Annotated in this window: 14 protein-coding genes and 1 riboswitch; of the genes, 6 read left to right on the top strand and 8 right to left on the bottom strand. The window is 56.5% G+C overall.

Translation table 11 applies throughout. The annotated features are described in order from the left end of the window. The first annotated feature begins 5 nt into the window (after positions 1-5). Positions 6-1,166 carry a glutathionylspermidine synthase family protein gene (locus IAE27_RS21815; RefSeq protein ID WP_070556249.1) on the top strand — a complete coding sequence of 387 codons (1,161 nt, stop codon included), beginning with the start codon at positions 6-8 and terminating at the stop codon, positions 1,164-1,166. 45 nt (positions 1,167-1,211) lie between these two features. On the opposite strand, the gene ygiD is transcribed toward IAE27_RS21815, so the two are convergent. Beyond that, entirely contained in the window at positions 1,212-2,003 is a 792-nt protein-coding gene (gene ygiD / locus IAE27_RS21810; RefSeq protein WP_154022532.1) for a 4,5-DOPA dioxygenase extradiol, read from the bottom strand. 195 nt (positions 2,004-2,198) lie between these two features. On the opposite strand from ygiD, the gene zupT reads away from it, so the two are divergent. Then, complete coding sequence (gene zupT, locus IAE27_RS21805) at positions 2,199-2,969, top strand: zinc transporter ZupT (RefSeq protein WP_026055884.1); 771 nt, start codon at positions 2,199-2,201, stop codon at positions 2,967-2,969. Positions 2,970-3,030: 61 nt separating this feature from the next. On the opposite strand, the gene ribB is transcribed toward zupT, so the two are convergent. Then, positions 3,031-3,684 carry a 3,4-dihydroxy-2-butanone-4-phosphate synthase gene (gene ribB / locus IAE27_RS21800; RefSeq protein ID WP_115239184.1) on the bottom strand — a complete coding sequence of 218 codons (654 nt, stop codon included), beginning with the start codon at positions 3,682-3,684 and terminating at the stop codon, positions 3,031-3,033. 105 nt (positions 3,685-3,789) lie between these two features. Next, positions 3,790-3,941, bottom strand: a riboswitch (FMN riboswitch). A 120-nt stretch (positions 3,942-4,061) separates the two neighbouring features. Here ribB and ubiK point away from each other — a divergent pair. Next, positions 4,062-4,343, top strand: a complete 282-nt coding sequence (ubiK, locus tag IAE27_RS21795; RefSeq protein WP_004105871.1) for a ubiquinone biosynthesis accessory factor UbiK — start codon at positions 4,062-4,064, stop codon at positions 4,341-4,343. A gap of 53 nt (positions 4,344-4,396) precedes the next feature. On the opposite strand, the gene glgS is transcribed toward ubiK, so the two are convergent. The 4 genes from glgS to IAE27_RS21775 all read right to left on the bottom strand — a co-directional run bounded on the left by glgS (position 4,397) and on the right by IAE27_RS21775 (position 10,528). Beyond that, a complete protein-coding gene (glgS, locus tag IAE27_RS21790; RefSeq protein WP_004115630.1) occupies positions 4,397-4,606 on the bottom strand; it encodes a cell surface composition regulator GlgS in 210 nt (69 codons plus the stop codon). Positions 4,607-4,879: 273 nt separating this feature from the next. Next, a complete protein-coding gene (gene hldE / locus IAE27_RS21785) occupies positions 4,880-6,313 on the bottom strand; it encodes a bifunctional D-glycero-beta-D-manno-heptose-7-phosphate kinase/D-glycero-beta-D-manno-heptose 1-phosphate adenylyltransferase HldE (protein ID WP_004115631.1) in 1,434 nt (477 codons plus the stop codon). 58 nt (positions 6,314-6,371) lie between these two features. Beyond that, a complete protein-coding gene (gene glnE / locus IAE27_RS21780) occupies positions 6,372-9,206 on the bottom strand; it encodes a bifunctional [glutamate--ammonia ligase]-adenylyl-L-tyrosine phosphorylase/[glutamate--ammonia-ligase] adenylyltransferase (RefSeq protein ID WP_154022531.1) in 2,835 nt (944 codons plus the stop codon). Positions 9,207-9,229: 23 nt separating this feature from the next. Beyond that, on the bottom strand, positions 9,230-10,528 hold the full coding sequence (locus tag IAE27_RS21775) for an inorganic triphosphatase (RefSeq protein WP_154022530.1): 1,299 nt from the start codon (positions 10,526-10,528) through the stop codon (positions 9,230-9,232). 214 nt (positions 10,529-10,742) lie between these two features. Between IAE27_RS21775 and IAE27_RS21770 the strand changes: the two genes are divergently transcribed. Continuing rightward, positions 10,743-11,363: a TIGR04211 family SH3 domain-containing protein gene (locus tag IAE27_RS21770; protein ID WP_004105876.1), complete on the top strand. Its 621-nt coding sequence runs from the start codon at positions 10,743-10,745 to the stop codon at positions 11,361-11,363. 60 nt (positions 11,364-11,423) lie between these two features. After that, the gene (locus tag IAE27_RS21765; RefSeq protein WP_154022529.1) at positions 11,424-12,665 is read left to right on the top strand and encodes a multifunctional CCA addition/repair protein; all 1,242 of its coding nucleotides are present in this window, start codon (positions 11,424-11,426) and stop codon (positions 12,663-12,665) included. 10 nt (positions 12,666-12,675) lie between these two features. On the opposite strand, the gene bacA is transcribed toward IAE27_RS21765, so the two are convergent. Both bacA and folB read right to left on the bottom strand, forming a co-directional pair. Further along, entirely contained in the window at positions 12,676-13,497 is an 822-nt protein-coding gene (gene bacA, locus IAE27_RS21760; protein ID WP_004105879.1) for an undecaprenyl-diphosphate phosphatase, read from the bottom strand. 202 nt (positions 13,498-13,699) lie between these two features. Continuing rightward, entirely contained in the window at positions 13,700-14,083 is a 384-nt protein-coding gene (gene folB, locus IAE27_RS21755; RefSeq protein ID WP_004105881.1) for a bifunctional dihydroneopterin aldolase/7,8-dihydroneopterin epimerase, read from the bottom strand. A 221-nt stretch (positions 14,084-14,304) separates the two neighbouring features. On the opposite strand from folB, the gene plsY reads away from it, so the two are divergent. Then, the gene (gene plsY, locus IAE27_RS21750) at positions 14,305-14,925 is read left to right on the top strand and encodes a glycerol-3-phosphate 1-O-acyltransferase PlsY (RefSeq protein ID WP_004105883.1); all 621 of its coding nucleotides are present in this window, start codon (positions 14,305-14,307) and stop codon (positions 14,923-14,925) included. Positions 14,926-15,198: the final 273 nt, after the last annotated feature.

Below are 15,198 nucleotides of genomic sequence, written 5' to 3'. Positions count from 1 at the left end.
GCGACATGGAAAGAATCAGCATTACCGAGCGCCCGGACTGGCGTGAAAAAGCGACAGAATATGGTTTTAACTTTCACACCATGTACGGCGAGCCGTACTGGAGCGAAGAAGCTTATTACAAACTGACGCTGGCGCAGGTTGAGAAGCTCGAAGACGTCACGGCAGAACTGCACCAGATGTGTCTGCAGGCGGTTGAAAAAGTCATCGCCAGCGATGATTTAATGACCAAATTCCGCATCCCCAAACATACCTGGGGATTCGTGCGTCAGTCGTGGAAAACCCATCAGCCCTCGCTGTATTCGCGTCTCGATCTGGCGTGGGACGGCGTCGGTGAGCCGAAACTGCTGGAGAACAATGCCGATACGCCGACCTCGCTGTACGAAGCGGCATTCTTCCAGTGGATCTGGATGGAAGATCAGCTGAACGCCGGTCAGCTGCCTGCGGGCAGCGATCAGTTTAACAGCCTGCAGGAGAAGCTGATCGATCGCTTCAGCGAGCTTCGCGAGCAGTTCGGCTTCCAGTTGCTCCACATGGCCTGCTGCCGCGATACCGTTGAAGACCGTGGCACCGTGCAGTATTTACAGGACTGCGCCGGAGAAGCGGGCGTGGCTACTGAGTTTCTCTACATCGAAGACATTGGACTGGGTGAAAAAGGCCAGTTTACCGACCTCCAGGATCAGGTGATTGGTAATCTGTTCAAGCTCTATCCGTGGGAATACATGCTGCGCGAGGTGTTCTCCACCAAGCTGGAAGACGCTGGCGTGCGCTGGCTGGAGCCGGCCTGGAAGAGCATCATCTCCAACAAAGCGCTGCTGCCGCTGCTGTGGGAGATGTTCCCCAACCATCCGAACCTGCTGGCCGCTTATTTCAGTGAAGATGCGCACCCGGAAATGGACAAGTATGTTATCAAGCCCATTTTCTCCCGCGAAGGCGCTAACATTTCTATTGTTGAAAACGGCAAAGTGCTGGAGGCGGTAGAAGGTCCGTACGGTGAAGAAGGCACCATCGTGCAGGAGTTCTATCCGTTGCCGAAGTTTGGCGACAGCTACACGCTCATCGGCAGCTGGCTGATTAACGACCAGCCGGCGGGTATTGGCATTCGCGAAGACCGGGCAATGATCACCCAGGATCTATCGCGTTTTTATCCGCACATTTTCGTTGAGTAACCTCTAACCCCGGCAGTATCGCGTACGGCCGGGGTTTATCTGTTCTCAAGCGCCAATCACCACTGACAGCATGCTCAGGGATCCCATTTCCATTCCTTCTACCGGGATCGTAATCGGCTCCTCGCCGTCCCAGGCCCCCAGTACGTACAGCAGCGGCAGGAAGTGATCGGCCGTTGGGTTAGATAACGATCCGCCTTCATGCGTCAGGTAATTCACCAGCGGATGTTCCGCCACGGGGCCTTTACATGCCAGGTTCGCCTTCACGTAGTTATTAAACGACTCCGCCCAGGGATAGGCCGTATTCTCGCCGTGCCAGCGTGTGGTGCGCAGGTTATGCACCACGTTGCCGCTTGCCACCAGCATAATGCCTTCATCGCGCAGCTGAGCCAGCTTACGCCCCATTTCGAAATGCCATGCGGCAGGTTTCGTGCTATCAATACTTAGCTGCACCATCGGAATATCGGCGTCGGGATACATTTTAATCAACACGCCCCATGAACCATGGTCAAAGCCCCAGGCTTCTTTATCCAGCGTCACCGGCACCGGCGCCAGCAGCTCAACCAGGCGCTGGGCCAGTTCAGGTGAACCCGGAGCCGGATAATGCATATCGTATAGCGCCTGTGGAAAACCGCCAAAATCATGAATCGTTTTCGGCGCTTCCATCGCCGTCACTCCCGTACCGCGAGTGAACCAGTGAGCGGAGATAACCACGATGGCTTTCGGCCGCGGTAAAGTCTCGCCCAGATGCCGCCAGGCGCGAGTATAGATGTTATCTTCCAGCACGTTCATCGGGCTGCCATGGCCTAAAAATAGCGCGGGCATGCGGATACGGGACATAGTGATATCCTTGATTGAGAGAGAGTTGATGTATTTACATTACGCGCTTTTGATTCAGGATAAACTCAGATAAGCATGATGATGATCGTCAGAAAATTTGAATGTAAGGGGCGGTAAAGAGTGAATCCGTGTACTCGCGATCGTCTATGAATAGCGATATTCTCAATAAGAATCATTTTCATAAGGAGGTGAATGTTGTCCTCACCCATCATTTTGACTCTGCTGGCAGGGAGCGCCACCTTTATTGGGGCAATATTCGGCGTGCTCGGCCAGAAACCCTCGAACCGCTTATTGGGTTTCTCTCTGGGTTTCGCCGCCGGGATCATGCTACTCATTTCCTTAATGGAGATGCTGCCCGCTGCGCTGGCGACTGAAGGCATGTCGCCGCTGCTCGGCTACGGCATGTTTATCATCGGCCTTCTGGGCTACTTTGCGCTTGACCGCATGCTGCCTCACGCCCATGCGCAAGATCTTATGACCCCCGGCATCTCCCGCCCGCGAAATCTGCGACGTACGGCGATATTGCTGACGTTAGGCATTAGCCTGCATAACTTTCCTGAAGGTATTGCCACTTTTGTGACGGCCAGCAATAACCTTGAGCTGGGCATGGGGGTCGCGTTAGCCGTCGCGCTGCATAACATCCCGGAAGGGCTGGCAGTAGCAGGGCCGGTCTATGCCGCCACGGGTTCCAGGAGTAAAGCGGTATTCTGGGCAGGGCTTTCCGGGATGGCGGAAATCTTCGGCGGCGTGCTGGCCTGGCTGGTACTGGGCAGCGTGATCTCTCCGGTGATGATGGGCGCGGTCATGGCCGCGGTTGCCGGTATTATGATTGCGCTATCGGTTGATGAGCTCATGCCGCTGGCGAAAGAACTCGATCCGCAAAGCAACCCGAGCTATGGCGTGTTGTGCGGAATGTCGGTAATGGGATTAAGCCTGGTGGTTTTGCAAACGGTAGGGATTGGCTAAACAAAAGCTAAAAACAATAAAGCCCACCATAAGGCGGGCTTTATTCAGCAACCAGCGGCAATTAGCTGGCTTTACGCTCGTGTTCGCGACGGTAAGCCACTAAATCTTCAATGGTGACCACTTCCATATTGTGCTGTTTAGCAAACTCAATGCACTGCGGCGCACGCGCCATAGAGCCGTCGTCGTTAGTCAGTTCGCACAGTACGCCCGCCGGTTTGAGGCCAGCCAGGGTGACCAGATCGATTGTAGCTTCGGTGTGGCCGCCGCGGGTCAGAACGCCGCCCGGCTGAGCGCGCAGCGGGAAAACGTGGCCAGGACGGTTCAGGTCTGACGGCTTCGCGTCATCGGCAATTGCCGCACGTACGGTCGTTACGCGGTCAGCGGCGGAAACGCCGGTAGTCACGCCTTCAGCAGCTTCGATGGTGACGGTAAAACCGGTACCGTAGGCGCTGGTGTTGTTCTCTACCATCATTGGCAGGTCGAGCTGTTTACGACGATCTTCCGTCAGGCACAGGCAGACAATGCCGCTACCGTGGCGAATGGTCAGCGCCATCTGCTCAACGGTCATGGTTTCTGCGGCGAAAATCATATCGCCTTCGTTTTCACGGTCTTCATCGTCAAGTACCATCACACCGCGGCCTTCGCGCAGTGCATCTAAAGCACGTTCCACACGTTCAAAAGCGGTACCAAAAGAGGAAAGTAGCGTCTGATTCATGGTAAATAAACCTCATTAATTGTATGGTTACCAGAATCAGGGCAGTCTTAGGAGCGCCGGTTTAGCGGCAAAAGTCAACGCAAGCGGGCGAAAACCCGACTGAGCCGTTACTCTCTCCCATCCGGACTCTAACCGTCGGCCCCGGAATTACACCGGATCTGCTGACCTTTCTGCATTTACAGAAAGCGCTCGCGGGCTTTCAACGCTATGGTTGATTTACCGCCGGTGGGGAATTTCGCCCCGCCCTGAGAATAAGCGAAGTAACTATAACGCTATTGACTATCGTCGGCAATGCATAAGCTTCAAACATTTATGGTTTATAGGTACCGCCGATCGCACTACAATGAGCGAATAACCGACCAGAGCAGGAAACCACCATGATTGACCCGAAAAAAATTGAACAAATCGCCCGCCAGGTTCATGAATCGATGCCGAAGGGGCTCCGCGATCTGGGGGAAGACGTGGAGAAAAAAATTCGTCAGGTGCTCCAGTCGCAGTTAACTCGCCTGGACCTGGTAAGCCGCGAAGAGTTCGACGTGCAGACGCAGGTGCTGCTGCGCACGCGTGAAAAGCTGGCGCTTCTGGAGCAACGTCTGAGCGAGCTGGAAAATCGTCCTCTAAACGCGCCGGCGGCGCCGGACGCCGAAGAGAAGCTCTAAAAACAAGCAACGGGCCGTCAGGCCCGTTGTCGTATCGGTTGAGGGTAAGTAGATTAGTGCTCCAGCTCCGCTTCAGGGGTCATGGCTTTATTCGCCTGCTGGCAGTAAAGTTCATAGCGTTGACAAAACCATTCACGATGCTCTTCATCCATATTGCCGACAATGGCCTGAAGATCGACGGGCTGACCTTGTGCGTTCATTCTGGCGAAACTCTGGGCCAGAAAATCAAAATTCTTCATTAAATACATGTCTTTATTCTTCATACGCATACTCCTTCAGCCGTTGGTGTTCTGATTGGTCATATGCTTTTTACTGACTTCAGTATTTATCCTTACCTTAACTTTTTTTGTACGAAAAATGCGCCTGAAATGGCTATTTATTGAGCCAAATCATTTATGCCGTCATTAAATAGAAAGAGGCCCACGATTAGACGATCGCGGGCCTCTGTTGTACGAATTTGCAGCGTTATCGCTGGTTACGCTTATTTTCGCTTACCAGATCCGGATTAGCAGCCGCTCCAGTGAAGAGAGAAAACATTACTGATTGTTATCTTTCTGGATCTTCCTGATGATATTGGTCGTTGAGCAGCCATCTTCGAAGTTGAGCACCAGCACCTCGCCGCCGTTTGCCCACACCTCTTCGCTGCCGGCAATCTGCTCCGGCTTATAGTCCCCACCTTTCACCAGCAGATCCGGCAGAATTCCGGCAATCAGCCGCTGCGGAGTATCTTCTTCAAAAGAAACCACCCAGTCGACGGCCTCCAGCGCGCCCAGCACGATCATTCGCTGATCCAGCGGGTTGACCGGACGAGACTCGCCTTTCAGACGCCGGGTTGAAGCATCGCTGTTCACCGCGACAATCAGCCGGTCACCCAGTTTGCGAGCGTTCGCCAGGTAGGAAACGTGGCCCGCGTGTAAAATATCGAACACGCCGTTGGTCATCACAACTTTCTCGCCGCGCTTGCGCGCCGCGGCTACCGCCAGCTTGAGTTCTTCTTCGCTCATCACGCCAAAACCGGTCTCAGAGCGCCCGCGTACCGCGTTCTCCAGTTCGATAGGCGAAACGGTAGAGGTACCGAGTTTACCCACCACGACGCCAGCCGCCGCGTTGGCAAAGTAGCAAGCTTCTTCCAGAGTATTGCCGGAAGCCAGCGTCGCCGCCAGCACGCCGATGACCGTGTCGCCCGCGCCGGTAACGTCATAGACTTCCTGGGCCTGCGTGGGCATATGCAGCGGCGGTCGCCCCGGCTGCAGCAGCGTCATCCCCTGCTCGGAACGGGTCACCAGCAGCGCAGAGAGGTCGAAATCGGCGATGATTTTCATGCCGCGTTCAACGATCTCTTCTTCATCCTTACATTTACCCGCTACCGCCTCAAATTCTGAGAGGTTAGGCGTCAGCAGGGTAGCGCCGCGATAGCGTTCAAAATCAGTGCCTTTCGGATCGATAAGCACCGGAACGCCCGCATCGCGCGCCAGCTTGATCATGGTCTGGACGCTGGTCAGCGCGCCTTTGGCGTAATCAGAAAGCACCAGTGCGCCAATAGAGCCCAGCGCCTGCTGAATACGTTCGTGCATCGGCTGCGGATCGACACCGGAGAACCCTTCTTCAAAATCGAGACGAATCAGCTGCTGGTTGCGCGACAGCACGCGCAGTTTGGTAATCGTCGGATGCGTCGGGACGGATACGAAATCGCACTTCACGTTGACGTCAGCCAGCGCCTTACTTAACGCACGGGCGGCATCGTCAATCCCGGTCAGACCAACGAGGCGGGAGGTCGCGCCGAGCGACGCAATGTTCATCGCCACGTTTGCCGCGCCGCCAGGACGTTCTTCGATATTTTCCACCTTCACCACCGGTACCGGCGCTTCCGGCGAAATACGGCTGGTGGGACCATACCAGTAGCGGTCCAGCATCACATCGCCAACCACCAACACTCCTGCACGTTCAAACTCTGGCAGCGTTACTTTCATTACTCTCTCCTGCGAGACGCAAACTTTGCGCGCGATAATAGCACACCCGGTTTTTTAGTTAAGCCATCAACCACTTCTGCCAGCTGGCGCTGACCTGTTCACGCTCCTGGCTAAACGCATCTGGCGCCACGTGCCCCGGCTGTTCCTGCAGCGCCAGGTGATGTAGCGCATCGCGCAGCGTGGTGTAAGCATGAGTTAACGCCCTCGCCTCTGCCTCGTCCATAATGTCGTTCTGCGCCAGCAGTTCCAGGATACGAACGTTATCGGACCAGCGCGTGAGCTTCGGTTTATCACTGGCATAGCGTAGGACCAGATACTGAGTAATAAATTCAATATCGGTGATCCCACCGGCATCGGCTTTAATATCAAAGCGATCGGGATGTTTATTCCCCAGATGAGCGCGCATTTTTTCGCGCATTTCCCGCACTTCGGTTTGCAATTTTTCGCCTTCTCGCGGGGTAGTAAGAATATCCCGGCGAATGGCGTCAAAGCGCGCCTGTAGCTCAGGATCGCCATACACTACGCGGGCGCGAACCAGCGCCTGGTGTTCCCATGTCCATGCCTCATTCTGTTGATAATCAGCAAAGGAATCGGCGGTAGTGACCAGCATCCCCGCTGCGCCAGAGGGGCGTAGGCGAGCATCCACTTCGTACAGAATGCCTGACGAGGTGCGGGTACTGAAAAGATGCATGATGCGCTGCGCCAGGCGCAGATAAAACTGACGGCCATCGATTTCGCGTTCGCCGTCGGTCATCACCTCCATCGGGCAATCGTGGAGGAACACCAAATCGAGATCGGAACTGTAGCCCAGCTCCCATCCACCCAGCTTGCCGTAGCCGACCACCGCAAAACCGCGCCCCTGGCGATCGTGCAGGTGCGTCGGCTGCCCGTAACGGGCCACCATCTGCAGCCATGCCTGCTGGACGACTGCGTCAATCATCGCCTCCGCCAGCCATGTTAAGTGATCGCTCACTTTCATCACTGGCAGCGTTCCGGCGATATCGGCCGCAGCGATGTGCAGCAACTGCGCCTGCTTAAACTGGCGTAGCGCCTCCAATTGCTGCTCTTCATCATCTTCCGGTACGCGCAGCAGATACTGGCGCAGTTCATCGCGATAGGCATCGGTGGCCGTTGGCTGATAAAGCGTATTCGGGTCCAGCAGTTCGTCCAGCAGCAGCGGATGGCGGGCCAGCTGACTGGCGACCATCGGCGACGCCGCGCACAGGCTAATCAGGTGCTTTAACGCGCCGGGGAATTCGCTCAGCAGCTCCAGGTAAGTGGTGCGGGTGACAATTCCGGTGAGCAGCGGCGTAATGCGCGCCAGCGGTACCGGAGCATCGGCGCGCGAACAAATTTCGCTAAGCAGATGCGGCATGAGCTGGTCAAGCACCTGACGACCGCGCGGACCAATCGTGCGCCGGTCCAGCTCTTTGCGAAAATCGGCGATCAGCGCCAGCACGCTGCGGCGATCGCTGTCTGCAAGATGCGCCAGCGCCGGGCTGGTATCATCTTCCTGCAGTGCGTCCTGCCACAGCTCGCGCCAGTACTCTTCAAGCTGCTCATCCGGCGACTGCGTTTCATCGTCGCCGATCAGTTCATTAAACACGCGCCGCACATTAGCCATCTGTTCCGCCAGCCGCGCGCTGAGTGTCTCCCAGTCGGCAACGCCCATCCCCCAGGCCAGCCGGGCGCGATTAAGTTCATCCTGCGGCAAGGTTTGCGTCTGCTCGTCGTTGATGCTTTGCAGCAGGTTTTCCAGGCGACGCAAAAACAGATAGGCTTCGCGCAGCCTCTGCGCATCCCCTTCCGGCAGCAGATGTAGCTCTTCGATGGCGGCCAGCGTCGGCAGCAGCGCCCGCTGCTGCAGCATTGGCTCACGGCCGCCGCGAATCAACTGGAAGACCTGGACGATAAACTCCACTTCTCGGATGCCGCCCGCGCCGAGCTTGATATTGTCTTTTAATCCCCGGCGACGCACTTCCCGGGCAATCATGCCCTTCATGTTGCGCAAAGACTGAATCACGCTGAAATCGATATAGCGGCGGAAGACAAACGGCCGCAGCATGGCGCGCAGCTCGCTGGCATAGACGCCATCGTTATCGCCCATAATTCGCGCTTTCACCATCGCGTAGCGCTCCCAATCGCGTCCCTGCTCCTGGTAATAATCTTCCAGCGCGGCAAAGCTCAACACCAGCGGACCGCTATCGCCAAACGGGCGCAGGCGCATATCCACGCGGTAGACAAAGCCATCTTGGGTGGGCTGATCCAGTACCTTAATCAGGCGCTGCCCGAGGCGGGTAAAAAACTGGGCGTTATCCAGTTCGCGACGACCGCCGCGCGTGGCGCCATGTTCCGGCCAGGCGAAAATCAGATCGATGTCGGAGGAGAAGTTCAGCTCGCCGCCGCCGAGCTTGCCCATCCCGAGGATGAGTAGCGGCTGCGGCGAACCTTCAGCATTACATGGAGTGCCCCATTCGCGACAGCAGGCAGCGTATAGCCAGTCGCGCGCGGCGACGATTAAGGTCTCCGCCAGCGCGCTTAGCTGCTGCAGGCTGCTCTCTTCGCTGACCAGCGATAGCGCCTGGGCCCAGGCGATACGCACCATAATCCGACGGCGAAACTGGCGCAGCTCGCGCATCAGCGCGGCTTCATCATTGACCTCGGCCAGGCGAACCTGCAGCCAGTCGGCGTAGTGATGCCACTCCTGCGCCTCGGGGGGCGCACTTTCAAGCTCCGCCAGCCACTGCGGCTGCGCGATCAGACTCTGTTCGACGAAATCGCTGAATGCCATAACTGATTGCGCCCGATCGCTCAACGTCGATACGGGAAAATCCGCTGGCAGCCGGCCAGCGACCGTCTGCCAGTGCTGCTGTAATTGCGAAGAAAGCGGCATCTTAGGGGCTCCCTGGCCTGAAATTATCGTTTTCCACTATGCAGCCAGAACGGCTCTGCGGCCAGCGCCTGGCGACGAAAATATTCGATAACGCTGCTATCATTATGCGCAATCGCCCGGCGGGTTTCTTGCCAGTTTTCCAGCCACGGCGCGGCAGCACCGGCATAGGCGCCGGATAACAGCTGAACGGTGTCAATTTCGCGGGTCAGACGCGGAAGCTGATCGGCATAACCGTCAGCGGACGGCTGACGAAAAGCGTTTTTCAGCTCCGCCGCCGCCCTGGAGAGCTGAATATCCGCAAAGCGTTTAAACGATCCGGCAATTTTCTGCTCTCCGGCTGCGTTCAGGAAAGGACGCCAGCCGCGGTTAACCAGCAGATCGGTGAGCGCCAGCTTCGCTCTGACGGTCGCCACGCTGAAAAGCGCCGCCTGGGTCGTTTCGGCTTCCGCCAGCGCCGCCTCGGCTTCGCTCAGACGCTCACGCAGCAGCGTGGTGGCTTTGCGCGGGACAATACCGCCAAACAGTACCAACGCGTGCCGCACGCGGGCGATAGCGTGCAAAATCTCCGCTTTCGCTTTCGCATTGCCGCGATTGAGGACTTCATCATGATATAGCCAGTGCGCCAGCGCGCTTTCCAGCGCTGCCTCCAGCCCCTGTTCGACGCTGGCTTTCGGCGCGACGCGAAGGATCGTTAACGCGGTCAGCGGGCGTTCTTCGTTGCCCTGCGCCAGATGATAACCACGCGCCGCTTTGCTCAGGCTTCCCTGACGCAGTACGCCGGTATCCAGCAGACGGCGGGCAAGGGTCAGAATATCCTGTGTATTACCGGACAGAAGCTCCAGCTCCAGCTCGCAAATGGGTTCCTGATGCTTGCCGGCTTTGACTTCGCCGCGATCGAGAGCGATTTCAATTTCGCTGTCGCCTTCTTTGACCACCCATCGCTCACGCTCAAAATCGGTGCTGAAAAGCGGCTGTACGTTCTCAGCAAGCTCCGCCGGCAGTTCACCCTGCGGCCAGACTTCAGCCGGAAGCTTTTCCAGCGCCAGCTCAGGGCTTTCCAGTGGAATGTTATATTCCGGACGCTGATGCAGCCCGCCGACGACGCGCCCGGCGATTTTCAGCGTCATCTCATAGCGCCCCTGGTCGCCGCGAACGCGCAGCCCCATGTCGTGGCGGCGCAGCCAGTTATCCGCCGTTTCATAGTAAATATTCAGTAATTGACCCGCGGGCGTGTGCTTTGCCTCCAGCGTATTGAGGTGCTGACGCAGCGCGTCAACGCCATTCTGATCAACGATAAACTTTAATTCGATTTCTTGAGCCATGACTGAATTCTTCCGCTTATATGCTGTGCCGGGAAATTGCGGCGAACTAACAACGATATTTCTTGTCAGTAAATAGTATTTTGCGGCGAATCGCCATGCAATGCGCATTTTGCCGGGCCACCTGATGGATGATTCCGATTGTGGCGGAAAACTTTGCGTCGCTTCGGCGATGCCACTACTATCGTTCAACTTTTTATGACCAAACGATGACCTGATGCCAAAATTACGCCTTATTACATTGACTTTGCTGGCGCTGAGCGCCGCCACGGCGGTTCACGCGGAAGAAAAACGTTACGTTTCAGATGAACTGAATACCTGGGTGCGCAGCGGTCCGGGCGATAACTATCGCCTTGTGGGCACCATCAACGCCGGCGAAGAAGTCGCAGTGCTGCAAACTAACGACAGCACTAACTATGCTCAGGTGCGCGACAGCAGCGGCCGTACCGCTTGGATCCCCTTGAAAGAGCTGAGCAACGAGCCCAGCCTGCGCACTCGCGTGCCGGATCTGGAAAACCAGGTCAAAACCCTGACCGATAAACTGAATAACATTGATACCACCTGGAACCAGCGCACGGCGGACATGCAGAAGAAAGTCGCCGGTAGCGATGCCGTCATCAACGGTCTGAAAGAAGAGAATCAAAAGCTGAAAAATGAGCTGGTTGTCGCGCAGAAGAAGGTGAATGCCGCAAATCTGCAGCTTGATGACAAACAGCGCACCATTATCATGCAGTGGTTTATGTACGGCGGCGGCGTGCTGGGCGTCGGCTTGATTCTGGGACTGGTATTGCCGCACCTGGTACCGAGCCGCAAACGCAAAGACCGTTGGATGAACTAATTCGTCTTCTCTGCCAGACTTACGTATCATCGTAAGAAAATGAAGACGGGAGAGTAAGGCGTGAAGGTTTATCTGGTCGGTGGTGCAGTACGAGATGCGTTATTAAGGCTACCGGTTAAAGACAAAGATTGGGTCGTGGTTGGCGCCACGCCTCAGCAACTCCTCGACGCGGGCTACCAGCAGGTAGGCCGTGATTTTCCCGTGTTCCTTCATCCGCAAAGCCGTGAAGAGTATGCCCTGGCGCGCACCGAGCGCAAGTCCGGTTCCGGTTACACCGGTTTTACCTGCTATGCCGCCGCTGACGTTACCCTTGAGCAAGACCTGCTGCGCCGCGATCTGACGATCAATGCGCTGGCCCAGGACGCCGACGGCCAGATTATCGATCCCTATGGCGGCCAGTCTGATTTACGCCAGCGCCTGCTGCGCCACGTCTCGCCCGCCTTTAGCGAGGATCCGCTACGCGTTCTGCGCGTGGCGCGTTTTGCCGCCCGCTACGCGCATCTGGGGTTTCGTATCGCCGATGAAACCATGGCGCTGATGCGCGCAATGGCCGATGCCGGTGAGCTTGCGCATCTCACGCCGGAGCGGGTATGGAAAGAGACGGAAAGCGCCCTTACCACCCGCAACCCGCAGGTCTTCTTCCAGACCTTACGCGACTGCCGCGCGCTCAAGCTGCTGTTCCCGGAAGTCGACGCCCTTTACGGCGTACCGGCTCCGGCTAAATGGCACCCGGAAATCGACACCGGCCTGCACACCCTGATGACCGTCACCATGGCGGCGATGCTGTCACCCGAAGTCGACGTGCGTTTCGCTACCCTGTGCCACGACCTCGGGAAAGGACTGACGCCAAAAGAGCTCTGGCCGCGTCATCATGGTCACGGCCCGGCTGGCGTAAAGCTGGTCGAACAGCTCTGCGCCCGTCTGCGGGTACCCAACGAGCTGCGCGATCTGGCAAAGCTGGTCGCCGAATTTCACGATCTGATTCACACCCTGCCCATGCTGCAGCCAAAAACGCTGGTCAAGCTGTTCGATAATATTGATGCCTGGCGCAAGCCGCAGCGGGTCAGGCAAATTGCCTTGACCAGTGAAGCCGACGTGCGCGGGCGCACCGGTTTTGAGGCCTGCGATTACCCTCAGGGTCGCCTGCTGCTGGAAGCCTGGGACGTTGCCCGAGCGGTCTCAACAAAAGAGGTCGTTGCGGAAGGGTTTCAGGGAATTGAGATTCGTGAAGAGCTGACGCGTCGGCGGATTCAGGCCGTCGCCCGCTGGAAAGAAAAGCGTTGCCCCCAGCCGCAGGACTGAGGGCTGGCGCTTAGAAGAAGACCACGTACACCGCTGCCGCGACGATAAAGCGATAGATGGCGAACGGGATAAACGAAATACGTTTAATCAGCTGCAGGAAGGTTTTAATCGCAATCAGCGCGACGATAAACGCCGTGATAAAACCGACGGCAAACATCGGAATATCGCTGGCGTTGAGGAAACCAATACTTTTGTACATATCCAGTACGGTCGCGCCCATCATCATCGGCACCGCCAGCAGGAATGAGAACTCAGAGGCCGCATAGCGGCTTACGCCCATCAGCATCCCGCCGGAAATTGTCGCCCCGGAACGCGAGAAGCCCGGCCACAGCGCCAGACACTGGAAACAGCCGATCACGAACGCCTGACGATAGGTCATATCATCAATGCCCACCGCGCGGGGCTGTTTTGGCTTCAGCACTTCCGCTGCGATCAGCAGCACGCCGCCGACAATCAGCGCGTACATCACGTTTATCGGGTTAAACAGAGACTTGATGGTATCGTGGAAAATCAGCCCCAGCACTACCGCCGGGATCATCCCCAAGAGAATATGGATAAGCGACAGGCGACCGCTGCCCTGGCCTTCATGCTCGGGCTTTTTGCCGAAATGAATACCGATAAGGCCGAACAGACGACGCCAGAACATCACAACAACGGCAAGAATGGAACCAAGCTGAATCACTACTTCAAACGTATTTGCGGTATCGCCTTCAAAACCCAGCAGATGACCGACAATAATCATATGACCAGTACTGGAAACAGGTAAAAACTCGGTCAAACCTTCAACCACACCCAATATTGCCGCCACCAGCAGCGAGTGTATATCGCTCATCCAATTAAACCCTTTAAAAAGTAATATGAAAAAAACCAGAAACGAATAACCAGGCTATCAGGCTTCAATATTGGCCACGGACAGCGCGCAGAAACGGGAGCGTACAGGTTGTACGCGCGGCTTTCGGGCGCTTCCCGGGGACAAAACGGCAAATAAAATAGCCTGATGGTCGGATTCTATGACCGGTATAAACACAATTTGTTTAACGAGTATGACCTGAAAAGTTTTGTTTCAGATTAAGGCCACGTTCAATCACGACGCCAACGTTGGCCGCCCGGGCTACCGCGCCAGGCTTGCTGACTTTAATACGCACCCATGGAGATTGAAACTTTTCCAGCAGCAGGTCAGCAATTTCTTCCGCCACGCGCTCGACCAGCGCAAAGCGCCCGCCTTCAACGTGGTTGATGACCGCCTCGCTGATATCAGCATAGCTGAGACAATCGCTGACATCATCGCTGGCCGCCGCTTTGCGGTTATCCCACGCCATTTCGATATCGAACACCAGCTTCTGTTCAATGGTTTGTTCCCAGTCATAAACACCAATAGTGGTGATTACCGAAAGTTGCTCTATAAATACAATATCCATCACGACCTGCCTGCTTTTTGGCTAAACCGGATACCACTTCCGGCCAATTATGCGTATTATCCACAGATGCAAAGACATCCCCTAAATAATTTGCGTTGCAGGAAGAGAGCGACGCGGCAAGGCCCCAGGAGCATAGCATCGCTATGGGTCTCTGCGAGCCAATGCGCGGATAACGCGCAGCGCACCGGGGATAAAACGACACTTTCAAAATGGAACAGCTGATGAGTGCAATCGCGCCTGGACTGGTTATCCTCGCCTACCTCTGCGGCTCAATCTCCAGCGCCATTCTCGTTTGCCGCCTCGCTGGCCTTCCCGACCCTCGCGACAGCGGCTCCGGCAATCCAGGGGCGACTAACGTCCTGCGAATTGGCGGCAAGGGCGCAGCCGTAGCGGTGCTTATTTTTGACGTACTGAAAGGCATGCTGCCGGTCTGGGGAGCGTGGGCGCTAGGCCTGACGCCGTTCTGGCTCGGTCTGGTGGCCATTGCCGCCTGCGTAGGCCATATCTGGCCGGTATTTTTTAACTTTCGCGGCGGTAAAGGCGTGGCGACCGCTTTCGGAGCCATCGCCCCTATCGGCTGGGATCTCACCGGCGTGATGGCCGGAACCTGGCTGCTCACGATTCTGCTCAGCGGCTACTCCTCGCTGGGGGCGATCGTCAGCGCGCTGATCGCGCCATTCTATGTCTGGTGGTTCAAACCGCAGTATACTTTCCCGGTTTCGATGCTCTCATGCCTGATTCTGCTGCGCCATCACGACAACATTCAGCGTCTGTGGCGGCGTCAGGAAACCCGCATCTGGACCCGGTTCAAAAAGAAGAAAAAAACGCCGGAGCAGAAATAACCTTTGCTTCGACGCAACTTCGCGGCAAGGCGGCAAGTGAGTGAGTCCCGATGAGCTTACTCCAGTAAGTGATTCGGGCGAACGACAAATCTGCCGGGAGCAGATTTGAACGTCGCTTGCGACGGCCCGCCAGGGCGAGGCCCATGGATGGGCCGAGTAGCCCGTAGCCAACGCGGCTGCGGCTCGAAGTATGACAATTGTATGCCCTAAATAATTCGAGTTGCGGCAAGGCGGCAAGTGAGTGAGTCCCGATGAGCTTACTCCAGTAAGTGA

Source organism: Klebsiella sp. S69, assembly GCF_016516145.1.
GTDB lineage: Bacteria > Pseudomonadota > Gammaproteobacteria > Enterobacterales > Enterobacteriaceae > Klebsiella > Klebsiella oxytoca.
This window is presented reverse-complemented; position numbering and strand designations above follow the sequence as displayed.